General features: G+C 73.4%; 22 protein-coding genes and 1 riboswitch. Of the genes, 15 read left to right on the top strand and 7 right to left on the bottom strand.

All coding sequences use genetic code 11. The annotated features are described in order from the left end of the window. Positions 1-450 precede the first annotated feature (450 nt). The 3 genes from IF00_RS0121495 to IF00_RS43935 all read left to right on the top strand — a co-directional run bounded on the left by IF00_RS0121495 (position 451) and on the right by IF00_RS43935 (position 2,515). Positions 451-1,989, top strand: coding sequence for a SagB/ThcOx family dehydrogenase (locus IF00_RS0121495; protein ID WP_245234602.1), 1,539 nt, complete (start codon positions 451-453; stop codon positions 1,987-1,989). Between the two features lie 142 nt (positions 1,990-2,131). After that, positions 2,132-2,308, top strand: coding sequence for a thiazolylpeptide-type bacteriocin (locus IF00_RS43940; protein ID WP_073912617.1), 177 nt, complete (start codon positions 2,132-2,134; stop codon positions 2,306-2,308). Between the two features lie 36 nt (positions 2,309-2,344). Further along, positions 2,345-2,515: a thiazolylpeptide-type bacteriocin gene (locus tag IF00_RS43935; RefSeq protein ID WP_015036315.1), complete on the top strand. Its 171-nt coding sequence runs from the start codon at positions 2,345-2,347 to the stop codon at positions 2,513-2,515. 151 nt (positions 2,516-2,666) lie between these two features. Here the strand turns inward: IF00_RS43935 and IF00_RS0121480 are convergent, their stop codons facing one another. Continuing rightward, positions 2,667-3,230 (bottom strand): hypothetical protein, encoded by a 564-nt coding sequence (locus tag IF00_RS0121480; protein WP_030320410.1) that lies wholly within the window; start codon positions 3,228-3,230, stop codon positions 2,667-2,669. Positions 3,231-3,464: 234 nt separating this feature from the next. Between IF00_RS0121480 and IF00_RS0121475 the strand changes: the two genes are divergently transcribed. Genes IF00_RS0121475 through IF00_RS0121450 form a run of 6 tightly spaced genes read left to right on the top strand, consistent with a single transcriptional unit; the run spans position 3,465 to position 13,662 of the window. Next, positions 3,465-4,691 (top strand): hypothetical protein, encoded by a 1,227-nt coding sequence (locus IF00_RS0121475; RefSeq protein WP_245234601.1) that lies wholly within the window; start codon positions 3,465-3,467, stop codon positions 4,689-4,691. Next, positions 4,688-7,405 carry a lantibiotic dehydratase gene (locus tag IF00_RS0121470; protein WP_030320403.1) on the top strand — a complete coding sequence of 906 codons (2,718 nt, stop codon included), beginning with the start codon at positions 4,688-4,690 and terminating at the stop codon, positions 7,403-7,405. The genes IF00_RS0121475 and IF00_RS0121470 overlap by 4 nt, the downstream gene beginning before the upstream one ends. After that, positions 7,402-9,177, top strand: a complete 1,776-nt coding sequence (locus IF00_RS0121465; RefSeq protein WP_158710509.1) for a hypothetical protein — start codon at positions 7,402-7,404, stop codon at positions 9,175-9,177. The genes IF00_RS0121470 and IF00_RS0121465 overlap by 4 nt, the downstream gene beginning before the upstream one ends. Beyond that, a complete protein-coding gene (locus tag IF00_RS0121460; RefSeq protein ID WP_030320400.1) occupies positions 9,167-11,107 on the top strand; it encodes a TOMM precursor leader peptide-binding protein in 1,941 nt (646 codons plus the stop codon). Before IF00_RS0121465 ends, IF00_RS0121460 begins: the two co-directional genes overlap by 11 nt. Continuing rightward, complete coding sequence (locus tag IF00_RS0121455; protein ID WP_030320398.1) at positions 11,104-12,669, top strand: nitroreductase family protein; 1,566 nt, start codon at positions 11,104-11,106, stop codon at positions 12,667-12,669. Before IF00_RS0121460 ends, IF00_RS0121455 begins: the two co-directional genes overlap by 4 nt. 12 nt (positions 12,670-12,681) lie before the next feature. Beyond that, the gene (locus IF00_RS0121450) at positions 12,682-13,662 is read left to right on the top strand and encodes a thiopeptide-type bacteriocin biosynthesis protein (protein WP_037638765.1); all 981 of its coding nucleotides are present in this window, start codon (positions 12,682-12,684) and stop codon (positions 13,660-13,662) included. Positions 13,663-13,740: 78 nt separating this feature from the next. On the opposite strand, the gene IF00_RS0121445 is transcribed toward IF00_RS0121450, so the two are convergent. Further along, the gene (locus tag IF00_RS0121445; protein WP_030320393.1) at positions 13,741-14,574 is read right to left on the bottom strand and encodes an ABC transporter permease; all 834 of its coding nucleotides are present in this window, start codon (positions 14,572-14,574) and stop codon (positions 13,741-13,743) included. After that, on the bottom strand, positions 14,571-15,560 hold the full coding sequence (locus tag IF00_RS0121440; RefSeq protein ID WP_030320392.1) for an ABC transporter ATP-binding protein: 990 nt from the start codon (positions 15,558-15,560) through the stop codon (positions 14,571-14,573). The genes IF00_RS0121445 and IF00_RS0121440 overlap by 4 nt, the downstream gene beginning before the upstream one ends. A gap of 222 nt (positions 15,561-15,782) precedes the next feature. On the opposite strand from IF00_RS0121440, the gene IF00_RS0121435 reads away from it, so the two are divergent. Together IF00_RS0121435 and IF00_RS0121430 are read left to right on the top strand one after the other, a co-directional pair. Then, positions 15,783-17,105 carry an FAD-dependent monooxygenase gene (locus tag IF00_RS0121435; RefSeq protein ID WP_030320390.1) on the top strand — a complete coding sequence of 441 codons (1,323 nt, stop codon included), beginning with the start codon at positions 15,783-15,785 and terminating at the stop codon, positions 17,103-17,105. A 160-nt stretch (positions 17,106-17,265) separates the two neighbouring features. Next, positions 17,266-17,505, top strand: coding sequence for a hypothetical protein (locus IF00_RS0121430; RefSeq protein ID WP_030320389.1), 240 nt, complete (start codon positions 17,266-17,268; stop codon positions 17,503-17,505). 62 nt (positions 17,506-17,567) lie between these two features. Here the strand turns inward: IF00_RS0121430 and IF00_RS0121425 are convergent, their stop codons facing one another. The 4 genes from IF00_RS0121425 to gcvT all read right to left on the bottom strand — a co-directional run bounded on the left by IF00_RS0121425 (position 17,568) and on the right by gcvT (position 22,007). Then, a complete protein-coding gene (locus IF00_RS0121425; RefSeq protein ID WP_030320388.1) occupies positions 17,568-18,938 on the bottom strand; it encodes an L-serine ammonia-lyase in 1,371 nt (456 codons plus the stop codon). 189 nt (positions 18,939-19,127) lie between these two features. Next, positions 19,128-20,396 carry a serine hydroxymethyltransferase gene (locus tag IF00_RS0121420; protein WP_030320387.1) on the bottom strand — a complete coding sequence of 423 codons (1,269 nt, stop codon included), beginning with the start codon at positions 20,394-20,396 and terminating at the stop codon, positions 19,128-19,130. A 31-nt stretch (positions 20,397-20,427) separates the two neighbouring features. Beyond that, the gene (gcvH, locus tag IF00_RS0121415) at positions 20,428-20,805 is read right to left on the bottom strand and encodes a glycine cleavage system protein GcvH (protein WP_030320386.1); all 378 of its coding nucleotides are present in this window, start codon (positions 20,803-20,805) and stop codon (positions 20,428-20,430) included. Between the two features lie 77 nt (positions 20,806-20,882). After that, positions 20,883-22,007, bottom strand: a complete 1,125-nt coding sequence (gene gcvT / locus IF00_RS0121410) for a glycine cleavage system aminomethyltransferase GcvT (RefSeq protein WP_030320384.1) — start codon at positions 22,005-22,007, stop codon at positions 20,883-20,885. A gap of 172 nt (positions 22,008-22,179) precedes the next feature. Next, a riboswitch (glycine riboswitch) is annotated at positions 22,180-22,278 on the bottom strand. A gap of 151 nt (positions 22,279-22,429) precedes the next feature. Here gcvT and IF00_RS0121405 point away from each other — a divergent pair. The 4 genes from IF00_RS0121405 to IF00_RS0121390 all read left to right on the top strand — a co-directional run bounded on the left by IF00_RS0121405 (position 22,430) and on the right by IF00_RS0121390 (position 26,316). After that, a complete protein-coding gene (locus IF00_RS0121405) occupies positions 22,430-23,092 on the top strand; it encodes an AAA family ATPase (protein ID WP_030320383.1) in 663 nt (220 codons plus the stop codon). 206 nt (positions 23,093-23,298) lie between these two features. Next, entirely contained in the window at positions 23,299-24,039 is a 741-nt protein-coding gene (locus IF00_RS0121400; protein ID WP_030320381.1) for an enhanced serine sensitivity protein SseB, read from the top strand. 99 nt (positions 24,040-24,138) lie between these two features. Then, entirely contained in the window at positions 24,139-24,930 is a 792-nt protein-coding gene (locus tag IF00_RS0121395; protein ID WP_030320379.1) for an enhanced serine sensitivity protein SseB C-terminal domain-containing protein, read from the top strand. Positions 24,931-25,293: 363 nt separating this feature from the next. Then, positions 25,294-26,316 (top strand): ABC transporter permease, encoded by a 1,023-nt coding sequence (locus IF00_RS0121390; RefSeq protein WP_030320377.1) that lies wholly within the window; start codon positions 25,294-25,296, stop codon positions 26,314-26,316. Positions 26,317-26,375: the final 59 nt, after the last annotated feature.

Below are 26,375 nucleotides of genomic sequence, written 5' to 3'. Positions count from 1 at the left end.
CTAACGTGACGGTTTTCCGGGAACGGTGGTTCGGACGGTGGTCGGGCGACGGTCCGGGCGGCGCTTCGGCCGGCCTTTCGGGCCGTACCTCGGGCGGCGCTTCGGAACAGTGATGAATTCGCTCTCCGAGCATGGGCGCGAACGGCCGGAACTCCGAGCGGGTTCGCGCCGGCTCTTGCATGTGTCACGCGATCGATGACCTCGGTCATTTCCGCCGGTGGGTACGGGAATCAGGCACTCCGGCATGACGGGAGTCACGGTGCGGAATGCCGTCCGTCACGCAGTGCCCGGGAAATGTCACCGATCACGGCGGGCGTCGATCGGGGGCCGAATCCCCGCGCGAGAGTGGTGCCCGGCGTCTGCCCTGCGTACGGCGCCTTCCCGTCCGCCGGCCTCCGGGGCCGCACGGCCCCGGCGCCGGACCGTCATCCTCGCGCCCACGGAGGCACCGTGCAGACCACGCAGACACCGTCGGACACCGGCCCGCGCCCCCTCGAACCCGCCCTCGCCGTCCCGGCGTTCACCGGAGGCGTGCGGGTCCTCTTCGCCTCCGGGGACGGCGACGTCGCCACCCTCGCCGGGCCCGCCACCACGCTCGCCCTCCGCCCCGTCCGGGACGGCGTCCGGACCGCCCTGCAGCGGCTCGCCGAAGGGCCGCTGCCCGCCGAGGAGTTGTACGAGGGTCTTCGCCCCGCCGAGCGCGTCCAGTTCGAGCGGGTCCTCGACCGCGCCCGGCACCTGGTGGCCCACGCCGTCCTGGCCCGCGGCGGGAGCCGCGAGCTGCTCCGCCTGGAGCCGGTGGCGCGCGACGCCGCCCATGTGCCGGTCCTCGTCCCCGCCGACGCGACCGTACGTCTCTCCCGCTTCGCCTTCTGCCGCAGCCGCGAAGGCGCCCTCGTCCTGGAGTCGCCGCTGGTCAAGTTCCGGGCGGTGCTCACCGACCCCGCCGCCCGGACCCTGGCCGCCGCGCTCGGCGAGCCCGGCACCCCCGCCCGCCTCGGCACGGACGCCGGTCTCGACGAGGCCGGCACCGCCGACGTCCTCGGTCATCTCGTCGGCGCCGGATTCGCCGAACTCGCCGACGAGCAAGGGGTCTTCGCCTCCGACAGCGAACCCGTCCTGCGCCAGTGGGACTTCCACGACCTCCTCTTCCACTCGCGCATCCGCTCCGGCAGGTACGACGACGTGTTCGGCGCCGTCTACCCCCACCGGGGCGCCGTCGAGCCCCGGCCGGCCGTACGCCCCGTCCCCGAGGGCCCCTCCGTGCCGCTCCACCGGCCCACCCGGGAGGAGATCGCCGCACACGACCCCTCCCTCACCACGGCGATCGAGACCCGGCGGTCCATCCGGGGCTACGGCGACCAGGAGATGACCGCCCGCCAGCTCGGCGAGTTCCTCTACCGCGTCGCCCGCGTCCGCGCCCACTACACACCGGAGCCCGGCAGCGACCGCGACGAGGTCGTCTCCCGCCCCTACCCGAGCGGCGGCCAGGGGTACGAGCTGGAGCTGTACGTCACCGTGCGGCGCTGCGAGGGGCTGGCACCCGGCATCTACTACTACGACCCCGTCGGCCACCGGCTCGTCCTGCGGAACGAGGAGGAGGCCGACCGCGAGTCCCTCTTCCACGTGGCCTCGCGGGCCACCGGCATGGAGGCGCGCCCCGACGTCCTCGTCACCGTCACGGCCCGCTTCCAGCGCATGTCGTGGAAGTACCGGGCCATCGCCTACGCGACCACGCTCCGGCACACGGGCGTGCTCTACCAGACGATGTACCTGGTCGCGACGGCCCTCGGTCTCGCCCCGTGCGCGCTGGGCAACGGCGATGCCGACATGTCCGCGCGGGTGCTCGGCCTGGACTACCTCCAGGAGTCCTCGGTGGGCGACTTCCTGCTCGGCAGCCGGCGCCCGGACGACTCCGTCGCAGGTGAGCCGGGGGAAGGGTGGCGCATGCTCAACAGCCCCGAGTGGTCCCTTCCCGAGAACCCCTGAGCCCTTCCGGCATGACGCCGGTTATTCCGGGCGTGATAAACGTCAGGCGGAGCTCGGAAAGGCTGGTGCGGGGGATGGTCGGTCAGCATTATTGGTGTTGCAGCCGAACGGTTGCCGAGAAGAATTCGGAAAGGAATTCAGAATGAGCATCGACGACATCAAGCAGGGCCAGGACGCGGACAAGGCGTTCGAGAACTTCGACGTCGACGAGCTGGAGACCCTCGAGGTCGCCCAGGGCGTGGCCCTCCCGGAGATGGGTGCCTCCAGCGGCTCGATCGGCACCTCGTCCTCCAGCTCCTCCACCTGCTCCGCCTGCTGAACATCCCCCAACCGAAACGCTGAAAGGAAACACACCATGAGCATCGACGACATCAAGAACGGCGACGACGCGGCCTTCGACAACTTCGACGTCGCGGAGCTGGAGACCCTCGAGGTCGCCCAGGGCGTGGCCCTCCCGGAGATGGGTGCCTCCAGCGGCTCGATCGGCACCTCGTCGTCGTCCTCCTCCACCTGCTCGGCCTGCTGACCGAGTAACCGAGGCTGAACGCACGACGCACGAAGGATGCGACCGCCCGGCTCCGGCCGGGTGGCGCATCCTCGCGTGCGTCGCGGTGTCGCCGAGCCGTTCCCGGGCGGCGTCCGGGCGGCTCCGAGGAGCTGCCGGGGAGTGCGGGCCGTCAGCCGCGCAGGGCCACGTGGAAGGACGAGGCCCACAGCACGATCGCCGCGCCCAGGCCCACCACCGTGCGGATCGTTTCCGCAGTGGTGCCGGCCGCCAGGACGACGAGCCCGACCAGGGCGACCGCCGTCAGGAAGATCGCGGTCCACTTGTACTGCCCCTGGTCGAAGAGGCGGGCGAGCGGGAAGAAGTGCAGGCCCACGACCAGGCAGATCCCGACCGGGATGAACTCGGGGTGGCCCGAGGCGTTCGACGCGGCGATCACCGCGAAGATCGCCACCAGCTCGGCCGTGTTGACCAGGCCGACCCCCCGGTTCCACTTCTCCGGCAGACGGACCAGACGGGTCACCGGACCCGCGGTGCCCCGGAAGGCGAGCACCACCGCGCCGGCGGTCACGACGGCGGCGACGACGCCGACCGCGACGGACACGGGCACCGCCGCTATTCCCGAACCGCCCGCGAAGGCCCATACGAGGGCGAAGACGGCGAGGACGATCGCGCCGCGACGGCGCAGATTACGCGTGAGTGCCAGGCACTCGGCGTCGGTGGTTTCCGTAGTCATGGCGCGGACCTTACAACGACGCTCCTCGATGATCCGACCGCGTTGTCTATTTTCAGCCAGTCAGACTCGGACCCGTCTCGAACGAAGCCATGGCCCGAGCGTCACGGAAAGGGTGACACATGTCAGCGCGGGTCCCTTTCCCCTATCGCCCCGCAATTCTCCGTCACATGATTGCGGCCGGAAGCAGAAGAAAGCCCAGGACGTTTTTCTCCAATTCTCGGAAGGTGCGAAAGCATGGGGGTTGATGCGCTGGAGCGCACTGCCGTGAAGCCGGATTCCGACGGCCTGACGGGAGTGCGGCTGCACACACGGATGCCGGTCACACCGGCCTGGCTCGCCCGGTACGTCGTACCGGTCGCCCGCGCGCTGAACGAGGCGGGCGCTCCCGCCGTCCAGCTGCGCCGCGGGTGGCTCCACGGACCGCACGTCGACATCCTCGCCCGAGACGCCACCGGCGTCCCGGGCGGCGGCCCCGACTGGGAGGGCGTCGCCCGGGCCCTGGACGCCGGCCCGCTCGACCCGCCCCGGGCGCTCACCGAGGAGACCTACCTCGACCAGGCCCGGGAGTTCGGCCGCCTGGAAGCCGTCCAGCCGCCCTATCTGCCGCTGCGCGAGCACGGCGCCGTCGAGCGGATCGAGCCCGGCGGCCGGGACGGCGGACCCGCCGCGGCCGCCGCCCGCGACCCACGCCTCGACCGCTTCCGTACCGTCGTGCACGGGGCCCTGACCCCCGCGCTCCTGCGGACGATCGACGACCTCGCCGGCGAGCCCGGCTCCGGCACGCTCCGGCTCGCCGAGGCCTTCGTCGCGCTCGCCGACACCCACACCCTCGGCCTCGGATACGGGGTCTTCTCACCCCGCTCCCACGTCGAGGCATTCCTCGCCTGGGCCGCGCCCACCAAGGACGTACGCCCCGTCTTCCAGCAGCGCCTCGCCAAGGACGCGCCCGTGCTCCGCCGGGTCGTCGAGCAGCGGCTGAGCGGCGAGGTCTCCGCCACCGCCGCCGCCTGGCGCACCGGACTCGCCTACGGCGCCGGGGCACTGGAGAGCGCGGTCGCCGCCGGCACCCTCACCCTCGACCTGCTCGACGGTGCCACCGCGGGGCTCGACCGCTCCGAGATGGGGCCGCCCGGCGCCACCACCGTCGTCCCGCAGGGCGAACAGCCCGACAGCGACTTCCACCGGACGGTCGGCGAGGCCGGCGTGACCTCGGCCCCGTCCCCGTGGTTCGCCTCCTTCCGCCTCCTCACGAACCTCTTCTACGAGCAGCTGCCGCTGCTCACCGTCTCCCCGATGCAGCGCTACTACACCTGCTTCGCCGTCGCCGAGACGGTCGACGAGGTCCTCGGCGTCACCTGGCGCGAGCGCATCGCCGTGAACACCCCTGCCGGGAGAACGAGTTCCGCCGCCCCTGCCCCGAGCGCCGCTCCGGGCACCGCCCCCGAGGGAGCCCTCCGATGACCGCCCCCGTGATCGGCATCCCCACGGACCCGCGCGGGGACACGCCGCCCGAGCAGGTGACCGCACCGACGCCCGGCCCGACGACCGCACCGACGGCGGCGTCCGCACCCCTGGAGGCACCGAACCCTCACGTGACGCCGGCCCCCGAGCCCCTCTGGTTCCTGCGGGTCAACCCGCTGCGCAGGGCCCGGCTCGCCGACCCCGAGCTGCGCCGGCAGCTCGTCCTCGTCACCGCCGCCGAGCAGACCCTCGCCGAAGCCGCCGCCGCCGCCTCGGACGAGCTGTACGAGCGGATCGGCGCCGCGACCGACGACGCCGAGCGGCGCGAACTGATCGCCCTGCGCCGCGCCGTGAACAGCGGCAAGGCCCCGAAGAAGGCGCCGGAGCCCGCGACCCCCGTGATCGACACCTGGCTCGAAGCCCGCCGGGAACGCGAGCGGATCCGCGAGGAGCTCGTCGCCGGCTACCCCGACGCGGCCGAGCGCGAGCGCGGAGTCCTCGCCGAACTCCTCGGCGACGCCGATCTGTTGCGTTCGCTCGCCCTCGTCGCACCCGAGGTCCACCAGGAGGCCGAGCGCTACCGCGCCGCCGTCCGGGCCCCCGGCAGGGTTCCTTCCAAGTCCCGCAAGTCCGAGCGCGGCCTCATCCAGTACGTCACCCGCGCCATGGTCCGTACGAGCCCGCTCGCCCGGTTCACGGCCGTCGGCATCGCCGAGCCCGACCCGGCCGCACCCGGACCCGACGAGGCGGGCTTCGGCGGCGCGACCGCCTTCCCCGGCCTCGACCGCGTGATGCTCAACTACGTGCTCGGCGGACTGCCCGACCCCGCCGACCGGGCGATCGAGGACATGTGGATCGGCCTTCCGCCGACCTCCGCGCCCGACCCGGCGGCCGGGAAGCTCTTCTTCCTGAAGCCCGCCCCCGAGGGGATGCGCCGGGCCGCCGTCTCCCTCGACGGCCCCGCCGGAGACCTCCTCGACGCCGTCTCCATGGGCCCCCGCCCCTTCCCGTCCGTCGTCGCCCATGTCGCCGCACGCTCCGGCATCGCCGCCGAGGACGCCGACCAGAAGGTCCGCGGCGCCGTCGCACAGGGCCTCCTCTGCACCTTCCACGAGGCCGAGGACGGCTCCACCGACTACGACGTCCTGCTCACCCCCGACGACCCCCGCCCGGTGACGAAGCGGCTCACCGATCGCGTCAGGGCCGGACTGCCCGCCTTCACCGCCGCGCCCGCCGCCGCACGCGGCGACGCGCTCGCCGAGCTGCGCGGCGCTCTCGGCGAACTCAGCCACGCCGCCGGACGACCCGCGCACGTCACGGTCGAGGAGGACTACGTGATGCCGCCGCTCAAGGTGGCCACGGAACCCTGGAAGGAATCACTGAAGGACCTCGGCCCGGCCGTCGAACTCCTCACCGTCTTCGACTGGCTGCACGACGTGCGCGTCCTCATGACCGCCGCGTTCGTCGAGCGCTTCGGCCCCGGGGCGAACGTCCCCCTCGCCGCCAACGCCCCCTTCGTCGTCGGCGAGGTCTCCCGCCGCGCCGCCGCCATGGCCGCCGTGTACGGACCCGACGGCCCCGGCGACCCCACCGCGCTCAAGGGCATCGGCCCCGCCGACGGCTCCCTGGAGCGCATCTACGAGCTGCGCCGCGAGGTCACCGAGGCGCTCCACGCCCTCATCGGCCAGGCCGTCGAGCGCGGCGACGACACCCTCCGCATCAGCCCGGAGCAGGTCGCCGGCCTCACCGGAGACCTGCCGGAACGCTTCCGCCGCGACCCGCTGATCTACGGCATCCTGCTCCAGCGCGGCGACGGCCACCTCGTCCTCAACGACGGCCTGCCGGGCCACGGCATGCTCTACGCCCGCTTCCTGGAGGCCGACCGGCGCCTCGGCGGCCGCGCGCTGCCCCGCCTCGCCGACCACGTGCGCCGGGTGTACGGCTACGACGGCGCCCGCGTCACCGAGGACCTGGGCCTGCACCGCCTCAACGTCAACGCCCACACTCCGATCCTGCCCGGAGGCCTCACCCCCGACGACTGGTTCGGACTGCGGCTCGCCCACGACCCCGAGACCGACTCCCTGCGCGTCGAGGACGCCGAAGGCGCCCCGCTGCGGGTCCTGCCGCTCGGCACCGGCCACCCCGGCCTCTTCCCGCCGCCGCTCTCCGTCGCCTCCGGCCTCGCCATCAGCGGCCGCCTCTTCAACGCCCTCCCCAACAGCTGGCACGCCGCCACCCCCTGGGACCGGGCGACCACCCGGGTCGCCCCCCGGATGGCCGTCGGCGACGTCCTCATCGGCCGCCGCCGCTGGTACGGGGGAGAGGAGCTGGGCGCCGCCCTGGCCGCCGGCCCCGAGGAGCACGAGCGGCTCCTCGCCCTCAACGCCTGGCGCGCCACGTACGGCGTCCCCGAGGAGGTCGTCATCAAGACCGTCCCCGAGGACGAGGGCCCGCTCTCCGTCGGCGCCCCCGACATCCAGTCCAAGCGCCTTCAGCAGAAGCCCCAGTACGTGGACCTGAGCAGCGCGCTCGGCGCCCGCGTCCTGCCCCGGATGCTGGAGCGCCGCGGCGCCGACACCGGCGGCAGCTACCTGGAGGAGGCACTGCCCGGCGTCGTCGACGGCACCCACGCCACCGAGTGGGTCGTCGAGGTCGGCCGGACCGCCGGCGGCCGCTTCACCTACCACCCGACCACCGAGGGCGAGGAGCGATGACGATGCCCGCAGCGGCGCTCAGGGCGCGACCCGACCTGCACTACGCACCCGTCCCCGGCGGCGTCTACTTCAGCGGCGCCCGCGCCCGGTTCGTCCTGCGCGGCTCCGAGGTCCTGCACGCCGTCGCCCAGGGCTGCGTCCCGCTCCTGGAGGACGGCACCGACGAGGACGCGCTCGTCGCCGAGATCGGCACCGAGCGCGCCCGCCCCGCCGTCCGTCTCCTCGTCGACAAGCTCCGCGAGAACGGACTGCTCCTCGACCCGGCCGCCCACACCGCGCCCGAACCGCCCGCCGACGTACGGCGGCGGCACGCCGAGTCCCTCGCCCGCCTCGAAGGCCTCCTCGACGACCCGTACGCGGCCTTCGCGCGGCTCCGCGCCGCGACGGTCCTGGTCACCGGCCCGGCGACCGCGACCGGCCCGGCCGTGCGCGGTCTGCGCCGGGCGGGGGTCGGCACGGTCCTCACCGGTACGGAGGAGGCGGCCGCCGCCCCGGACGCGGTCCTCGACATCCGCGAGGACGACGGGAGTCCGGCGCCGTCCGCCGAGGCGCCCCTCGTCGTCCCCGTCCTCCTCGGCGGCACCGGCGTCACCCTCGTCGGACCCGCCCTCACCGCCCCCGGACACCCGGCCGTCCGGGCCGCGTTCCACGACCGGGCCCGCGCCTGGGCCGCCGCCGAGTCCACCGCCCCCGCGCCCCGTCCCATGGCGGACGCGCTCGCCGGCGCCCTCGGGGCGCAGCTCCTCATCGACACCCTCACCGGTACGGCGGACACGGGCGAGGCCCATGTCGTGCACGGGACGGACCTGGTCTCCGACCGGGTCACCGTCGAGGGAGCCCACCAGGCGGCCGCGACCGGCCGACCGGGCTCCCTCCCCGAGGGCCCGTTCACCCTCGGCACCGCCCCCGCCAACCCCCGGCCCGAGCCGGACGAGGCACGCGAGACGGCGACCCCGCTCGCCGCCCGCTGGACCGGACCGCTCGCCCTCACCGAGGGCGCCGACCTGCCCCAGATGCCGCTCGCCCTGCGCGCCGCCGAGCTCCGCGCCGACGGCCGCCCCACGACCACGGTCCTCGCCTGGGCCGCCCATCAGGAGACCGCCACCGTGGCGGCCACCCTGCAGGCCCTGCGGGCCCTCATCCCCGGGGCGCCCACCCCGGCGGCCGGTCCGCACGCCCGCATCCCCGGGGCTCCCACCCCGGCGGCAGGGCTCACGAGGGAACACTGGCTCCTCGACGGCGCGCTGCGCCTGCTCGCCGAGGAGACGGCACCCCTTCCGGCGAAGACCGCCACCCCGCACGTGCCGCCCGCGGCCCTCCCGGCGGGCGCTCCCGCCGCGGCCGCGGGCGGCGTGGCGTGCGAGGCCCTCGACGCGGAGGGCCTGCGGATCCTCGCCGGACTCCGCGCCCTCCTGCCGCACGAACCCGCGCTACGGCTCCACGGCGTGCCCGGCCTCGACTGGCGGCTCGCCGAGGTGACCGCCGACGGCGCGACCCTCGGCCGCGCCTGGGGCGCCGACGCGGCGGAGGCCGCCCGGAACGCCCTGTGCACCGCGCTCGCCCACACCCAGACCGCGGACGGTCCCGGCACCGTCGACCCGCTCTCCACCGACGCCCTGCTCCTCGCCGACCGCGCCGTCCTGGACGGCCTCCGCGCCCAACTGGCCGCCCGCTCCGGCACCACGTACCGGGGCGAGGCCCTCCGCCGCGACCCCGTGCTCGGCGAGCTTCCCCTCTGGTACGGCCCCGTGGAGGCCCACGATGCCCACTGACACGCTCACCCCCGTCCCCGCCCCGGCCCTCGCCCGGGGCCCCGGGTTCGACGCCCACCCCGCCGACGAGGCCTGGCGTTCCGCGCTCGACGTCCTCGCGGACGTCCTCCCCGAGGGAACCGTCGCGGTCGACCGCGGCTGGCACCTCGACTGGGAGCGGGCACGGTTCGACGAGGCCGTCGCCGCCGGCCGGCCCCACCTCTCCGTACGCCTCCTGGGCGACGAGGTCCTCGTCGGGCCGCTCTGGCGGCCCGGCACCGACGCGGGCTGCGCCGGCTGCGCCGAGGTCCGCGACCGCACCGTCCCCGACCACCCCCTCGTCGGCGACCTGCGGTACGCGACCACCGCCCCCGGGCCGGGCGCGCCGCTCCTCCCCGAACTGCTCCGGGCGACCCTGGAACACCTGGTGAGGCGGCCGCTCGGGCCCGGCGAACTCTTCTCCGTCTCGCCGCGCGGCCTGCGCCGGCACCGGATCGCCCGCAGCTTCCACTGCCCGCTCTGCGGACCGGCGTACGAGCGGCTCGACGGTAGGCGGACCCCGGCGCCGCTCACCCTGGCCGACCGGCCCGCCTTCCCGGGCGACTGCACCCGCACCGCCGCGAGCCGGCTCGTCGAGCGCGGGGTGCTCCAGGACCGCCTGGTGGACGACCGCTTCGGTCCCGTCCGCGCGCTCCTGCGCGAGTCCCGCGCCCCGTTCGCGATGAGCATGGCCGTGGTGCCGGACGCCCCGGCGATGGGCCACGGCCGCGCCCGGACCTTCGCCGAGACCGGACCCGTGGCGATCCTGGAGGCGTACGAGCGCCTCGCGGGCTTCCCGTACGACATCCCCGTCCTCACCCACCGCTCGTACGCCGAGGTCGCGGAGCACGCCGTCGACCCGGCCGGCCTCGGGCAGTACACGGCCGAGCAGCTCGCCCACCCGACCGGCAGGGCCACCCCGTTCGACGCGGACACCCCGATGGACTGGGTGTGGGGCCACGACCTCGACGACGGGCGCGCCCTGCTCGTCCCCGCCGACCACGCCTTCTACCAGTACGAGTACAACCACCGCCGCGACCGCAGGGCCGCCCGCGCCGCCGGGACGCCCGGCCGCAAGCACTACTTCTACGAGTCGTCCAGCGGCTGCGCCGTCGGCGCCAACCTCGAAGAGGCCGCCCTGCACTCGCTGTTCGAGCTGGCGGAGCGGGACGCCTTCCTGCTCTCCTGGCACCGGGCCGCCCCGCTGCCGACCATCCCGAACTCCACCCTGACCGACCCCACAAGCCGCGCCATGATCGAGCTGATGGAGTCGCGCGGCTTCGACGTGCACCTCCTCGTCGCCACCCAGGACATCGGCCTTCCGGTCGTCTGGGTGCTCGCGGTGAACCGGCTCAACCCCTTCCCGGCCACCTTCTCCTCGGCCGGATCCGGCGCCGACCCGCAGGCCGCGATCCGCGGCGCCCTGCGCGAGGTCGCCCAGCTCGTCACCAACCCGGTCGACTGGACCCGCGAGACCGTCGAGCCGATGGTCGAGGACCCGTGGCTGGTCCAGGAGCTGGAGGACCACGTCCGCTTCTCCTCGCTGCCCGAGACCGCCCGCCGCGCCACCGCGGCGCTCGGCGGACCCCGGGTCACGCTCGACGAGGCCTTCCCCGACTGGCCGGGCCGGATGGAGCGCGGTTCCGGCGGGGACGTGCGCGGCGCCCTGGACTTCGTCCGCGGACTGTTCGCCGAGGCCGGGCTCGACCGGATCGTGCTCGTCGACCAGACCAGCCGCGAACACGCGGACGCGGGCATCCACGTGGCCCGCGCGGTCGTCCCCGGCATCGTCCCGATGTGCTTCGGCCACGCCCAGCAGCGGCTGGCCGGACTGCCCCGGCTCACCGCCGCCCTGCGCGGTACCGGGCAGGAGCACCGGGCGATCCCCCTCGACCCCCACCCGTTCCCGTGACGGCCCCGACGGCTCCGCGCGCGGCGGACGCCGGCGCCGGGGTCCCGCCCCGGCGCGGCCCGGTCGACCTGCCCGGCCCCGAGGGCGACAACAGCATCGCCCGCGAGCCCCTCTGGTACGCGTACGGGGCCGGGGACGACGCGCCGGAGGCGCCCCCGTGGACCTGGGTGCCGCAACCGCCGCCCGACACGCACGTACCGCCCCCGCCACCGCGCGGGGGCGGCCCGCGCCGGGCCCTGCCGCTCGGTACCCACGACCGGCTCGCGGCGCTGCCCTACCCCGCGCCGTCACCCGGCGGCCGGCGCGGGCGGGGCGCGGCCGAACCGGTCGAGGACCGGCTCGGCCGCGCCCTCGTCACCGCCTTCGGACCGCAGCGCAGAGAGCCCGAGAACCCCTACAACGACCACCGGCCGTACGCCTCGCCGCGCTGCCTCTTCCCCGTCCACGCCTTCGTGGACGGGGGCGCCGGCATGCCGTGGCGCCTGCTCGAACCGGACCGGCACGCCCTCACCGGCGCCCCGGCGGCCCCCGCCCGGAACGTCGTGCTCACCGGCCGGTACACGACCGTGCCACCCGCCTACCAGTGGTTCCGCGGCTCGCTCATCGCCATCGAACTCGGTTTTGTCCTGCGGGCGTTGAGCCTCGGTCTCGAACTCTTCGACGTGCCCGCGCGGCTCCGTCTTCCGGGCCCGGACGCGCACGCGCTGCTGTCCGCCCTGGAGCTGGACGACGCCTGGGCCTGGTCCCTTCCGTTCGTCGTGGAGCTGGAGGGCGGGGGAGTACCGGCCCGGGAGACGGGCTTCGTTCCCGCGCCACCGGCCCACCTCACCCGCACCGACCCCGCCCTCGCGGAGCTGATCCGCGTCAACCGGGAGCAGACCTACGACGGCGCCCCCGCCCCGCTCACCACCGCCGTCCCGGCGGGCCTCGGCCCCTCGGCGACCGTGCCGGACTGGGCGGAACTGCTCTGGCGGCGCCACTCCGGACGCATGCCGCGCGCCCTGCACGGCATGAGCGGCCGGCGCCGGAACCTGCCCGCCGAGGCGCTCGACAGCGCCGCCCGCTGGCTCTCCGTACCGCCACCAGGACCCGAACTCGGCACCGCCTTCGCGGCGTTGACCGTCACCGCCGTCGTCCAGGGCGTCGAAGGGCGGACCGACGGCGTCCACCGGCTCCGGGACGGCGCCGCGAGTCTCCTGCGCGCCGACGCGACCGCGCCCGAGCGAATCGAGGAGCAGTACGGCTACGGCGTCTCGCCCGTCAACGGCTGCGGCATCCGTGACGCGCCGCTCACCGTGTTCCTGTCCGTCCGGACCCGGGAGCTCTTCGAGCGCCTCGGGACCGCCGGCTGGGGCGCCGTCCAGCACGCCGCGGGCTGGGCCGCGCACGGGCTCTGCCTGTCCGCCGCCGCCTCCGGCCTCTTCGCCCGCCCCGTGCGGGCCTTCAAGGAGATTCCCACCCAGCGCGTCCTCGGCCTGGACCCCGACGAGATGATCGTCCTGTCCGTGGTCGTGGGAGTACCGCAGGACACCGGCGGCGCGCTGCTCGACCTCAGACTCTGAAGGAGCGTCCCCGTGACCCCGACCCCGACCCCGACGGCGACCCCGACCCCGACCACGCCCCCGCCGGTCACGACGCGGGCGACCGAATGGACCGCCTGGCACCTCCACCTCGGTACGACGGCCCGGTCGGCACACGACCGGGTCGTCACCGATGTCATCGGCCCCACGATCCGCGAACTCGCCCCCGGCACGCCGTGGTTCTTCATCCGTTACTGGCAGTCCGGCCCGCACCTGCGGCTCCGCGTCGGCGATCTCGACACCGCCGCACGCGCGCGCGTGGAGGCCGCCCTCACCGATCGCCTGGCCGTCGCCGGCGCGCCCGCCCCGGGCGAGGAGCCGCTCGACCCCGGCGCCTACCGCAGCGGGGCCGAGCGGCTCGCCGCCGCGGGCGAGACCGGCGAGAACACCTCGGTGAAGGCCCTGCTGCCCCCCGGCGTCCACCCGGCCGTCTACGAGCCGGAGTTCGACCGCTACGGCGGCCCGGCCCTCATGCCCGCCGCCGAGTCCCTCTTCACCCTGTCCAGCACCCTCGTCCTCGCCGCCCTGCCCAAGGTGAGCAGCGAGCGGCAGCGGGCCGTGCTGGCCCTGCGCGGCACCGTCGCGGTCGCCGCCGCCCTCGGGGACCCGGCGGAACGCGCGTACTACTACGCCCACGGTCTCGGAGCCTGGCGCGCCTGGGCCGCCGAGGCGGGCCACCCGGCCGCACTCCTCGACACGATCACCCGGGTCGAGGGGGCGGTGACCCTCGACCCGGGATCCCACGGCCCCTTCGCCGGCTGGCACGCCCGGATCGCCGCCCACGCGGACGAGATCCGTGAGCAGTCGCCGGCCCACCCGGGCATGGTCCTCTTCTCGCACGCGCACATGCTCCACAACCGGCTCGGCCTGAGCCTCCTGGAGGAGCTGCGCACGTACGCGGTCCTCGCCCACGCCTTCCCCGTGCCGGAGAACACCCCGGTACCGGAGAGCCCCCCCGTCCCGCGGAACGTCTGACCACAGACCCCCCCCACGGGGAACACGAAAGGCCCGGCCGGTCTCCCGGTCGGGCCTTTTCGTGATGCGCACCCGTTCCTACTCGGGGCGGGGGTCCCAGCGGAAGCTGCGGACGGCGATCAGGGCGCCGATGACACCCCACGCGGCGAGCACCGCCAGGTCACGCCACTGGAAGCCGGCGTCCTGGGTGAAGAGCGCCAGCATCGCGTCGTTGAACGGCTTGACGGGCAGCAGGCCCGCGATGGTGTTGAGGAGCTCCGCGTGGATCGGGAAGTAGCTGCCCGAGATGAAGACCAGCGGGAACTGGATGAACTGTACGACGGCCGGGGCCGCCTCCGAGTTCTTGATGAGCGAGGCCACGCCGACACCGAGCGCGCAGAAGCTCGCCGCGCCGAGGACGAGCGTCAGCAGGACCGCCCCCCAGTGGGTGGGCAGGTCGACGCCGTAGAGCGCCCCGATGCCGAAGACGAGCGCGACGTCGACGATGCTGACGACGACGCAGTGCACGAGCAGACCGGCGAAGTAGACCCAGGCGGGCAGCGGCGTGGCGTGCAGCCGCTTGAGGACCCCGGTCTGCCGGCGCATCGCGAGCACGATCGCCAACTGGCCGTAGCAGGCGCCGAGTACGGACACGGCGGCGATCACCGGCGTGTAGTACTGCATGCCGGTCAGACCGAAGAAGAAGTCCTGGCCCTCACTGCCGCTGAACACGGCACCGAAGATGCCGATGATGACGATCGGCAGCACGAAGGTGAAGACCATCGACTGCGGGTTGCGCCAGAACGACAGCTGCTCGTAACGGATCTGATGGCCGAGCAGGGCCAGCTGGTTCCGCTCGCGCGGGGCGTCCGCGCGGGTCGCCGAGGCCGCCGGGGCGGTCGTCTCGGCGGTCGGGGGGATCAGGGTGGTCATGAGCGGCTCCGTCCGGGTCGGCGGCCTCGTCCGGCGGGCGCCTTGCGCTCCCGCGCGGCCGACGGCGAGGAGGCTTCCTGCTGTACGTACTCGCTGGTCAGGCTCAGGTAGACGTCCTCGAGCGTGGGCTGTTCGACGGTCAGCCGGTCGAGCGGCGTGCCCCGGTCGAGCGCCCAGCCGGTCAGCCGGTGCAGCGCGGCCGTCGGCTCGGTCGTCTCGGCCGTCACCAGGCCGTCCTCCACATCGCTCACCGGCAGGGGTACGTCGGCGAGCGCGGCGCCCGTCGGCAGCGCGAAACGGATCCGGGTCTGGGCGCTGTCGCGGCCGCCGAGGGTGTCCGGGGTGCCCGAGGCGACGATGCGGCCCTCGGCGATGACCACGACCGAGTCGGCCAGCGCCTGCGCCTCGTCCATGTAGTGGGTGGTGAGGACGATGGTGGTGCCGTCGTCGCGCAGATTGCGCACGACGTCCCAGGCGCCGCGGCGCGCGTTCGGGTCGAAGCCGGTGGTCGGCTCGTCCAGGAACAGCAGCCTGGGCCGGCCGACGACGCCGAGCGCCAGGTCGAGGCGGCGCTTCTGGCCGCCGGACAGGTCCTTGACCTTGGCGCCCTTCTTCTCGTTCAGGCCGACGAGGTCGAGCAGTTCGTCGACGTTCCGCGGGTCCGGGTAGTAGCCGGCGTTGCGGGCCACGGTCTCCCGTACCGACAGATAGGGCTCCACGGCGATGTCCTGGAGGACGAGGCCGACCTGGCCGCGCAGCCAGTGGCCGTCGGCCTTCACGCCGGGGTCGCGGCCGAGGACCTCGACCCGCCCGCCGTCGCGCTCCCGGAAGCCCTCCAGGATCTCCAGGGTGGTGGTCTTGCCCGCGCCGTTCGGCCCGAGCAGGGCGAAGATCTCGCCCTCCGCGACGCTGAAGTCGACGCCGCGCACGGCCTCGTGGTCGCCGTACCGCTTCTGCAGGCCTTCCACGGCCACCGCGGCGGTCACCGCGGTCCCTCGGCTCGTGTCACTGTGTGCCTCCCGGCGTGTGGTGGTGGGACGTCGTGGGGTCGTCGCCCGCAGACGGACTCCGGGGCGCAGCCTCGACGTTAGGGGCGGGCCGGCGGGCCCGGCCGGGCCCGCGGGGGCGGCGGTGACGGACGTCATGGAAGCCGCGACAGTTGTCAGAGGGGGGCGTGACCCGCGTTGCCGGGGGCCGGTGGGCGACCCATGCTCGGGGTGCGGCGGACGGCCGGACTGCGGGAGACCGCGGCCGGCGACGCCGACGGTGCCGACACAGCAGCGACGCGGAAGGCGGTCTCAAAGGTGCGGTTCGGGGATCTGGACGAGTGGGGAGCGGAGGAGCGGCCGCACGTCTCGGTGGTCGGTGCCGGCATCGGCGGACTGACGCTGGCCGGTGCGCTCTCCTCCATGGGCATTCCGTACACGGTGTACGAACAGACGCGGCGGCTCGCGGAGGTGGGGGCGGGAGTGCAGCTCTCGCCCAACGCGGTCAGGCCGCTGCTGCGGCTCGGCCTCGGCCCGGCCCTGCGCGAGCGGGCGGTGGCGATCGAGGCCATGGAGGTACGGGGGTGGAGCGGACGGCCGATCGCCCGGACGCCCCTCGGCGCGGAGTGCGAGCGGATGTTCGGAGCCCCGTACTACACGGTGCACCGGGCGCATCTCCACGACGCGCTCCTCACCCTCGTCGACGAGGGCAGCCTCAAGCTGGGCGAACGCCTCAGCGAGGCGCGGGAGACGGACGCGTCGGGTGACGGCGTCCGGCTGGCCTTCGAGGACGGAACCGTCCGCGGGGCGGAGCTGGTGGTGGGCGCCGACGGCATCCACTCCACGGTCCGCGAGGCGTTCCGGCGCGACGAGCCCGAGTTCTCGGGGCTCGGCATCTACCGGGGGCTGGTGCCCATGGACCGGCTCCCGGACGCGGCCCGCGCGCCTCTGGTGCGCCTCTGGCTCGGCCCGGGCGGGCACTTCGTGTGCTACCCGGTCGCGGCGGGGGAGTACCTGAGCTTCGCGGCGACGGTGCCGATGGCGCAGTCCCCGGGCGAGTCCTGGTCGGTCCCCGGCGATCCGGAGGCGCTGCGCCGGGTGTTCGGCGGCTGGACCGGGCTGGTCGCGGACGTCGTGGGCGCCGTGGAGACGACCCTCCAGTGGGCGCTGCACGACCGGCCGCCGCTGGACGTGTGGTCCTCGCGCCGGCTGACCCTGCTCGGCGACGCGGCCCACCCGATGCTGCCGTTCATGGCGCAGGGCGCGAACCAGGCGGTCGAGGACGCGATGGACCTGGCGGCCTGTCTGGCCGACCCGGCGCCGTCGACGACCGCGGTCCGGCTCGACCGCTACCAGTCGCTCCGGATCCCCCGCACGGCGGAGATCCAGCGCGGCTCGCGCGGCAACGCCGGCATCCTGCACCTGCCCGACGGGCCGGCCCAGCGCCGCCGCGACGCCCGCATGGCCGTCCACGCGGCCCTCCGCGACCGGGCGATGCTGTACGCCCACGAGACGGGCAGGAGCGTGGTGCCGACCCCGGCGTGACGGACACGCCGAAGCGACCTGACGCATTGGCCTAGACCTATTGTGTGCCTCTGTCCGCGACGGTACGTTCGTCCCCGGCTGCGCAGCCCGCACGTACCGCACCACATCGCATCGTCACGCACTCCGCCGGGGCATCCCGGCGTTTTCAGGAGGACATGCCATGTACCGTCGCATCGCAGCCGCACTCGCCACCGCGGCCACGGCCGGTGCCCTCGCGCTGGGCACCGCCGGCGCCGCCGAGGCCGCGGGCCCCGGCTTCTACGCCCGCAGCCACCACGCCTCGTACGCCGAATGCCAGGCCGCCGGTCGGGCCGGCTACCAGATCTGGGGCCCGATCTTCCTCTGCGAGCCCTTCACCTCCACCCGCCCGGACGTGATCGTCCTCTGGGTGCGGTACTGACCCGGCCCCGGCCCGGGCGGCGGCGGCCGCCCGGCCCGGGGACCGTCACGTGAACAACCGATTCAGCACTCGATGATGTTCACCGCGAGACCGCCCCGCGCGGTCTCCTTGTACTTCACGCTCATGTCCGCGCCGGTCTCCTTCATGGTCTTGATGACCTTGTCGAGGGAGACCAGGTGGCTGCCGTCGCCGCGCATCGACATCTTCGCCGCCGTGACGGCCTTGACCGCCGCCATGCCGTTGCGCTCGATGCACGGGATCTGGACCAGGCCGCCGACCGGGTCGCAGGTCAGGCCCAGGTTGTGCTCCATGCCGATCTCGGCCGCGTTCTCCACCTGCTCCGGGGTGCCGCCGAGGACCTCGGCGAGGGCGCCCGCCGCCATCGAGCAGGCCGAGCCGACCTCGCCCTGGCAGCCGACCTCGGCGCCGGAGATCGAGGCGTTCTCCTTGAAGAGCATGCCGACCGCGCCGGCCGCCAGCATGAAGCGGACGATGCCGTCGTCGTCGGCGCCGGGCACGAAGTTCATGTAGTAGTGCAGGACGGCGGGGATGATGCCGGCCGCGCCGTTCGTCGGGGCGGTGACCACCCGGCCGCCCGCCGCGTTCTCCTCGTTCACGGCCATGGCGTAGAGGGTGATCCACTCCATGGCGTGCATCTTCGGGTCGCCCTCGGAGCGCAGCTTGCGGGCCAGGTTCGCGGCGCGCCGGCGGACCTTCAGGCCGCCGGGCAGGATGCCCTCGCGGGACATGCCGCGCGAGACGCAGGACTGCATGACCCGCCAGATCTCCAGGAGGCCCGCGCGGATCTCGTCCTCGGTGCGCCAGGCCTTCTCGTTCTCCAGCATCAGCGCGGAGATCGACAGGCCGGTCTCCTTCGCGAGGCGGAGCAGCTCGTCGCCGGTGCGGAAGGGGTACTTCAGGACGGTGTCGTCGGGGACGATCGGGTTCTCGCCCTGGACGGCGTCCTCGTCGACGACGAAGCCGCCGCCGACCGAGTAGTACGTCTTCTCCAGGACCAGGGCGCCCTCCGCGTCGTACGCGAAGATCGTCATCCCGTTGGCGTGGTACGGCAGCGCCTTGCGCCGGTGCAGGATCAGGTCGGCGTCGAAGTCGAAGGGGATCTCGTGCGCGCCGAGCAGGTTGATCCGGCCGCTGGACTTGATCCGCTCCACCTCGTCGTCCGCGGTCTCCACGTTCACCGTGCGCGGCGAGCTGCCCTCCAGACCGAGGAGGACGGCCTTCGGGGTGCCGTGGCCGTGGCCGGTCGCGCCGAGGGAGCCGTACAGCTCCGCCCGTACCTTCGCGGTGTGGGCGAGCAGGCCCTCGTTCTTCAGGCGGCGGGCGAACATCCGGGCCGCGCGCATCGGTCCCACCGTGTGGGAGCTCGACGGGCCGATGCCGATCGAGAACAGGTCGAAGACCGAGATGGCCACGGAGGACTCCTTGTGGGGGCTAGACGCCGTTGTCTGCCGGGGTGGAGCAGAAAAGCGCGGAGAGGAAGGACGTGCGGTACGGCGCGAGGACATGGGGTGGGGCACCGCGCTCACTGTCCAGTGTGCGCGGTGCCCCGAAGGTTCCCAACCAACGACCGCAGACCGGCCGCAGAACAAAAGGGTACGAAACTACTTCAGGCCGGGGTACAGCGGGTGCTTGTCGGCGAGCGCCGTGACCCGGGCCTTCAGCGACGCGGCCTTGTCGGCGTCGAAGCCGGGCTTCAGGGTCTCCGCGATGATGTCGCCGACCTCGGTGAAGTCCTCGGCCTGGAAACCGCGGGTCGCGAGCGCCGGCGTACCGATGCGCAGACCCGAGGTGACCATCGGCGGGCGCGGGTCGTTCGGAACGGCGTTCCGGTTGACCGTGATGCCGACCTCGTGGAGACGGTCCTCGGCCTGCTGGCCGTCCAGCTCGCTGTCGCGCAGGTCGACGAGGAGCAGGTGGACGTCCGTACCGCCGGACAGGACGGAGACACCGTGGGCGGTGACGTCGTCCTGGACCAGGCGCTCGGCGATGATGCGGGCACCGTCCAGGGTGCGCTGCTGGCGCTCCTTGAACTCCTCCGAGGCGGCGACCTTGAAGGAGACGGCCTTGGCCGCGATCACGTGCTCCAGCGGGCCGCCCTGGAAGCCGGGGAAGACCGAGGAGTTCAGCTTCTTCGCGAACTCCTTCTTCGCCAGGATGATGCCGCCGCGGGGGCCGCCGAGCGTCTTGTGCGTGGTGGAGGTCACCACGTCCGCGTGCTCGACCGGGTTCGGGTGCAGACCGGCCGCGACCAGACCCGCGAAGTGGGCCATGTCGACCCACAGGTAGGCCTCGACCTCGTCCGCGATCCGGCGGAACTCGGCGAAGTCCAGCTGCCGCGGGTAGGCGGACCAGCCCGCGATGATCACCTTGGGGCGGTGTTCCTTGGCGAGGCGCTCGACCTCGGCCATGTCGACCAGACCGGCCTCGTCCACGTGGTACGCGACCACGTTGAACTGCTTGCCCGAGAAGTTCAGGCGCATGCCGTGGGTCAGGTGACCGCCGTGCGCCAGGTCCAGACCCAGGATCGTGTCGCCGGGCTGGGCGATCGCGAAGAGGGCGGCCTGGTTCGCGGAGGCACCGGAGTGCGGCTGGACGTTGGCGTACTCGGCGCCGAACAGGTCCTTGATCCGGTCGATCGCGATCTGCTCGGCGACGTCGACGTGCTCGCAGCCACCGTAGTAGCGGCGGCCCGGGTAGCCCTCGGCGTACTTGTTGGTGAGGACGGAGCCCTGCGCCTCCATGACGGCGACCGGAGCGAAGTTCTCCGAGGCGATCATCTCGAGCGTGGACTGCTGACGGCGGAGCTCGGCGTCGACGGCGGCGGCGACGTCGGGGTCCAGCTCGTGGAGGGGAGTGTTCAGAAGCGACATGAATCGATCCCTAAGGGTCTCGGGCCCGGTCTCAGTTCCCGGAGAACGCGGTGTACTCGTCGGCGGAGAGCAGCTCGTCCGGCTCACCCGTGACGCGCACCTTGAACAGCCAGCCACCCTCGAACGGAGCCGTGTTCACCAGCGACGGGTCGTCCACCACGTCCTGGTTGGCGGCGACGACCTCACCCGTCACGGGGGAGTACAGGTCGCTCACGGACTTCGTCGACTCCAGCTCGCCGCAGGTCTCGCCCGCGGTGACCGTGGAGCCGACCTCGGGGAGCTGGGCGTAGACGACGTCACCGAGCGCGTTGGCGGCGAACTCCGTGATGCCGACGGTCGAGACGCCGCCCTCGGCGTCCGACAGCCACTCGTGCTCCTTGGTGTAGCGCAGCTGCTGGGGGTTGCTCATGGCCTGATTCTCCTGGATCGGGGGAGTACTGATGAACGTGGGTCTTACGGGGTGAGACGCGAAGTGAGACGGATACGTCACTTCTGGCGCTTGTAGAACGGCAGTGCCACGACCTCGTACGCCTCGTGGGTGCCGCGGATGTCCACACCTACACCCTGGGTGCCGGGCTCGGCGTGCGCCGCGTCCACGTACGCCATGGCGATCGGCTTTCCGAGCGTCGGGGACGGGGCGCCGGAGGTGACCTCGCCGATCACCACGCCGTCCTTGACCACGGAGAAGCCGGCACGCGGGACCCGGCGGCCCTCGGCGACCAGACCGACGAGCTTGCGCGGCGGGGCGGTCTCGGCGCGCTCGGCGGCCTTCTCCAGCGCCTCACGGCCGACGAAACGGCCGTCGTTGGTCGTCTTCTCGAACTTCACGACCCGGCCGAGGCCCGCGTCGAAGGGGGTCAGCGCCGTGGTCAGCTCGTGGCCGTACAGCGGCATGCCCGCCTCCAGGCGGAGCGTGTCGCGGCAGGACAGGCCGCAGGGGATCAGACCGACCGGCGCGCCGGCCTCGGTCAGCGCCTTCCAGACGCCCTCGGCGTGCTCGGGCTTCAGGAACAGCTCGAAGCCGTCCTCGCCGGTGTAGCCGGTACGGGCGATCAGCGCGGGCACGCCGGCGACCGTGCCGGGCAGGCCGGCGTAGTACTTCAGGCCGTCCAGGTCGGCGTCGGTGATCGACTTCAGGATGCCGGGGGACTCCGGGCCCTGGACCGCGATCAGGGCGTACGCGTCACGGTCGTCCCGCACCTCGGCGTCGAAGCCGGCCGCGCGCTCGGTCAGCGCGTCCAGGACGATCTGCGCGTTGGAGGCGTTGGCGACGACCATGTACTCCGTCTCGCCGAGGCGGTAGACGATCAGGTCGTCGAGGATGCCGCCGTCCTCCTGGCAGATCATCGTGTAGCGGGCACGGCCGACGCCCACCGTGGAGATGTTGCCGACGAGGGCGTGGTCGAGGAGCTCGACCGCCTGCGGGCCGGTGACGGTGATCTCCCCCATGTGGGAGAGGTCGAAGAGACCCGCCTTGGTGCGGACGGCGATGTGCTCGTCCCGCTCGCTGCCGTACCGCAGCGGCATGTCCCAGCCGGCGAAGTCGGTCATGGTCGCGCCCAGCGAACGATGCAGGGCATCGAGGGCGGTCAGACGGGGGGCAGTGCTCATGGGGTGGCTCCCGGGTCCCAAGGGCGTGATCGGTGACGAAACACATGACGGGCGAGGACGTCCTCCCCATCTGTCATGGAACCTGAGAGGTTCACCGAGAGCATCTCGTCGCCGAGAGATCGGTTTGCACCTTGGGTGGGGACACGGCAGGTGTCCCGCTTTTCAGATCTGCCTCATCCACGCGGTACGGGGCCTGAGAGATTCAAGGGAGGGTCTTGCTCCTTCGGCGTCCGGACACGGCTGGCGTCCGGAACTCTCCCGCGCGGATTCGAGCGGCCGGTATGCGATTGTGTGGCGACTGTGCGCGCCTGGCGCGCACATCATTGCACGCGAGCCACGCGGGGCATATCGCTTGTGTCCCATTACCGTTTCTTTACACTTTGTGGGCAAGGGTCTTCCCAGGCCCGGCAGGGGGAGAGACGATGAGGTTCCAGCACACCGGCGCGTACGCGCCGAGTACCGGCATACCGTCCCAGCGTGCCCGCGCCCGGACCCGCGGCCGCGGGCGGCTCCTGCGCGACCTGCGCGAGCGCGGCGGCCGAGGCCCCCGCGCCCTCACCTTCGCCGCCGGCGACCTCGTGGTCGTCTCCGGGCTGCCCGGCAGCGGCAAGTCCACCCTCATGCGGCGCGCCGCCGAAGGCGCCGGCATCGACTCGCAGGACACCCGGGAGCGCTGGGAGGCCCGGATGCCCCGCCTCCTGCCGTACGCCGTCTACCGCCCGCTGGTCCGGATCGCGCACTACGCGGGGCTGCGCCGCGCCCTGCGGTCCGGTGCCGGGGTGATCGTCCACGACTGCGGCACCCAGTCCTGGGTGCGGGGCTGGCTCGCCCGGGAGGCCCGCCGCCGCGGCCGGGCCCTCCACCTGGTCCTCCTCGACGTCGACCCGGACACCGCCCGCGAGGGCCAGCGGACCCGCGGCCGGGGTGTCTCGTCGTACGCCTTCGCCCGGCACCGGCGGGCCGTCGCCCGGCTCGTCGCGGCGGCGGAGTCCGGCCGGCTGCCGCACGGCTGCGCCTCGGCGACCCTGCTCGACCGGGACGCGGCGGACACGCTGCGGAAGATCGGCTTCCGCGACGCGGCCTGAGGCGGCCGCCTCGCGGTGGACGCGGGGCGGCCCGAGGCGGGCCGCTGCCGTTGTGCGCGGGGCTGTCCGACGCGGGCCGCTGTGACGTACGCCCCTGTCCCGAAGTGTCCGTACCCCTTCTTTTGGCCACGGCGGCGCCGGGGCGGCGTTAGGGTGCTGCCGGGGCGGCCGGTACGGCAGGCCGTGCGAGAAGGGGAAACGGGACCGTGGACGTGACGTGGCCGGGCAATGAGCTGGAAGAGGTCCTTGCCGCATCCCTCGGCAACCCCTCGGCGGGCGCCCGCCTGGTCGAGGTCCTCGGCCGCAGCCCGGTCTGGGTGCCCCTGCCCAACGGCGGCGGACCCGACAGCCCGAACCTGGACCTCGCCACCATGGAGATCGACGGCGCGGCGTACGTCCCCGTCTTCAGCTCCGAGGAGCAGTTCCTCGCCTGCGTCGGCAGCCACATGTCGTTCACCGTCGCCCCGGCCCGTGACTTCGCCCGCGGCCTGCCCCCGCAGCTCGGCATCGCCGTGAACCCGGGCGGCGTCGTCGGCGTCCCGCTGCCCCCGCCCGCCGTCGCCGAGCTCTGCCGCGTCGGCCGCACCCCGCTCGACGGGCCCGCCACCGGCGGCCGCGTCCGGCTCTTCGAGCCCGACTGGCAGGACGACCCCGTCGACTTCCTCGCCGCCGCGTCCGCCGAGTTCGAGGCCACCGGCGTCGTCACCACCGCCCGCCGTGCGCTCGCCAGCGTCGAGGGCACCGAGCCCGCCCTCTTCGTCGGCGTCCAGCTCGTCGCCTGGGACGGCGTCGACCGCAACGCGCCGCTGGACGCCCTCGGCCGCGCCCTCGGCCGCGTCGAATGCGCCTGGCCGGTCAACCTCATCCTGCTCGACATGGCACAGGACCCGGTCGGCGACTGGATGCTGGAGCGGGTGCGCCCCTTCTACCAGCGCGCCGCCGTGTGACGGACGGCCTGTTTAAGCTGAACTTCTCGACAGCAGGACGGACGTCGTGAGGACGGACGTCGGCACAGACGTGGTGACGAAAGAGGGGCGGGACCCAGGGTGAGCGCGTCAGGCACCGCTGCGACCGGACAGGTCGAGCACATGCTGCGCCAGGTGGCACCCGGACGCTACGACGCGTACGAGCAGTTGCTGCACGCCCTCGCCGACGGCGAGCTCTGGATGCTGCTCTGGCACGGATCGCCCGGATCGTCCGACGCCCAGTACGGGAACATGGAGGTCGACGGCTTCGGCTACGCGCCCTGCGTCACCTCCGCCCAGGAGCTCGCCGCCTCCGGCTGGCACCGTGCCCACGAGCTCGTCACCGGCCGGGAGATCGCCCGCGCCCTCTACCCCGACCGCTGGGGCGTCTGGCTGAATCCGCACGCCCCCGGCGGCGGCGTCGGCATCCCCTGGGCCGACCTGCGCCGGATCGCCACCGGCCTCGACCGGATGCCCGCCGGGCCGCTCCGGGTCACCGAGCCCACCCTGGAGATCCCGCAGTTCTACGCCCTGCTCACGCAGAACGCGCACCGCACCCCGGCCGTCCGGGCGCTGCGCCGCGGCTGGGTGCAGCCCGCGCTCGGATCCCCGTACCTCGCCATCGGCCTCGATCTGTACGACACCTCGCCGGCGGCCGTCGACACGGTCCGGGCGATGATGCGCCAGTCCATCGGAGCCGTACCCGAGGGGCTGCCCGTCTCGACGGTCGCCCTCTCCGACGCGTACGACCCGGTGGCCCTCTGGCTGCGGGCGAACGGCCGCCCGTTCTACGACCGCGAGGCGCACGCCGGACGCGGCTCCGCGCCCGTTCCGGGCTATGGATACCCGCCCCCGGCGCCGTCCGCATACTGAGACGCACCCCTTCTCGCGTCCCACCCCACCAGCCTCCGGAGTTCGCTCCGGAGGCTTTCGTTCGCCCCAATTGAGGAGCTCGAACGCCTAGTTGAGGGGACATGTCCGATTGGGGGGAAGAGGACCCGAGATGGTCCGCTCACGTGATCGCGACGTCCGGATAACGGAAGTCGCAGCACCGCATCACGTTTGAGCAAACATTCCTCGTCAGGGCTGGCGGGTGATCACAAGCGCGTTGAAGACTCCCCGGAACACCGGGCGTTCGGCTCCTTTCGAGCAGGTGCCCAGCAGGTTGTTCCACCGAGCCGCTACCCGCGGCGGGCAAGGGCCGGCTACCGGCGGCCGAGAGGGGTCCTCACCACGATGACGGCACCACTGCACGAGAAGAGTGCGGGCGAGGCGACCGCCACCGTCGATGGCGCGCCCGACGCCCCCGGCACTCCCGGCGGCGCCCCCGTCAAGGCGATCGAGGGCCGCTCGCCCTGGCAGATCGCCTGGACCCGCCTCAAGCGCGACAAACTGGCCCTCGCGGGCGCGTTCATCGTCGTCTTCCTCGTCCTCGTCGCGATCTTCGCGCCGGTCATCGTGGGCCTCCTCGGTCACCCGCCGGACGAGTTCCACGAGGACCAGATCGACCCGCTGTTCGGCACCCCGATCGGCTCCTGGGGCGGCGTCAGCTCCGACTTCCTCTTCGGAGTCGAGCCCGTCAACGGCCGCGACGTCTTCAGCCGCATCGTCTACGGCGCACGGATCTCGCTGCTCGTCGCCTTCCTCGCGGCGGTCTTCGCCGTCGTCCTCGGCACGATCCTCGGCATCATCGCCGGCTACTTCGGTGGCTGGATCGACGCGGCGCTCAGCCGGGTCATGGACGTCATGCTCGCCTTCCCGCAGCTGCTCTTCACGATCGCCCTGGTCTCCGTCCTGCCGAACCAGCTCCTCGGCCTCGACGGCTCCGGCGTCCGCATCGCCGCCCTGGTGCTCGTCATCGGCTTCTTCGGCTGGCCGTACGTCGGCCGCATCGTCCGCGGCCAGACGCTCTCGCTGCGCAACCGCGAGTACGTCGAGGCCGCCCAGAGCCTCGGCGCAGGCCGCCTCTACATCCTGCGCCGCGAGCTGCTGCCGAACCTGATCGCCCCGATCACGGTCTACGCGACCCTCATGATCCCCACCAACATCCTCACCGAAGCGGCGCTCAGCTTCCTCGGCGCCGGTGTGAAGCCGCCCACGGCCTCCTGGGGACAGATGCTGTCGACGGCCATCACCACCTACGAGTCGGACCCGCTGTTCATGGTGATCCCCGGCTTCGCGATCTTCATCACCGTTCTGGCGTTCAACCTCTTCGGCGACGGCGTGCGTGACGCGCTCGACCCGAAGGGCTCCCGCTGACCGTTCGCCGACGACCCGCACCACCCGCCCCTGCCGCTGGCGACAGGAGGCCAAACCCC

The organism is Streptomyces flavochromogenes (genome assembly GCF_000717595.1).
Classification (GTDB): Bacteria; Actinomycetota; Actinomycetes; order Streptomycetales; family Streptomycetaceae; genus Streptomyces; species Streptomyces flavochromogenes.
The sequence above is the reverse complement of the archived record's forward strand: the minus strand, read 5'-3'. Positions and strand labels throughout refer to the sequence as shown.

Excerpts from the sequence above, each read along its gene's own strand:
- IF00_RS0121420 (WP_030320387.1), bottom strand. The coding sequence starts at position 20,396 with ATGTCGCTTCTGAACACTCCCCTCCACGAGCTGGACCCCGACGTCGCC.
- IF00_RS0121470 (WP_030320403.1), top strand. The coding sequence starts at position 4,688 with ATGACCGCCCCCGTGATCGGCATCCCCACGGACCCGCGCGGGGACACG.
- IF00_RS0121390 (WP_030320377.1), top strand. The coding sequence starts at position 25,294 with ATGACGGCACCACTGCACGAGAAGAGTGCGGGCGAGGCGACCGCCACC.
- IF00_RS0121430 (WP_030320389.1), top strand. The coding sequence starts at position 17,266 with ATGTACCGTCGCATCGCAGCCGCACTCGCCACCGCGGCCACGGCCGGT.
- IF00_RS43935 (WP_015036315.1), top strand. The coding sequence starts at position 2,345 with ATGAGCATCGACGACATCAAGAACGGCGACGACGCGGCCTTCGACAAC.
- IF00_RS0121460 (WP_030320400.1), top strand. The coding sequence starts at position 9,167 with ATGCCCACTGACACGCTCACCCCCGTCCCCGCCCCGGCCCTCGCCCGG.
- IF00_RS0121445 (WP_030320393.1), bottom strand. The coding sequence starts at position 14,574 with ATGACCACCCTGATCCCCCCGACCGCCGAGACGACCGCCCCGGCGGCC.
- IF00_RS0121405 (WP_030320383.1), top strand. The coding sequence starts at position 22,430 with ATGAGGTTCCAGCACACCGGCGCGTACGCGCCGAGTACCGGCATACCG.
- gcvT (WP_030320384.1), bottom strand. The coding sequence starts at position 22,007 with ATGAGCACTGCCCCCCGTCTGACCGCCCTCGATGCCCTGCATCGTTCG.
- IF00_RS0121480 (WP_030320410.1), bottom strand. The coding sequence starts at position 3,230 with ATGACTACGGAAACCACCGACGCCGAGTGCCTGGCACTCACGCGTAAT.
- IF00_RS43940 (WP_073912617.1), top strand. The coding sequence starts at position 2,132 with ATGAGCATCGACGACATCAAGCAGGGCCAGGACGCGGACAAGGCGTTC.
- IF00_RS0121475 (WP_245234601.1), top strand. The coding sequence starts at position 3,465 with ATGGGGGTTGATGCGCTGGAGCGCACTGCCGTGAAGCCGGATTCCGAC.
- IF00_RS0121465 (WP_158710509.1), top strand. The coding sequence starts at position 7,402 with ATGACGATGCCCGCAGCGGCGCTCAGGGCGCGACCCGACCTGCACTAC.
- IF00_RS0121435 (WP_030320390.1), top strand. The coding sequence starts at position 15,783 with ATGCTCGGGGTGCGGCGGACGGCCGGACTGCGGGAGACCGCGGCCGGC.
- gcvH (WP_030320386.1), bottom strand. The coding sequence starts at position 20,805 with ATGAGCAACCCCCAGCAGCTGCGCTACACCAAGGAGCACGAGTGGCTG.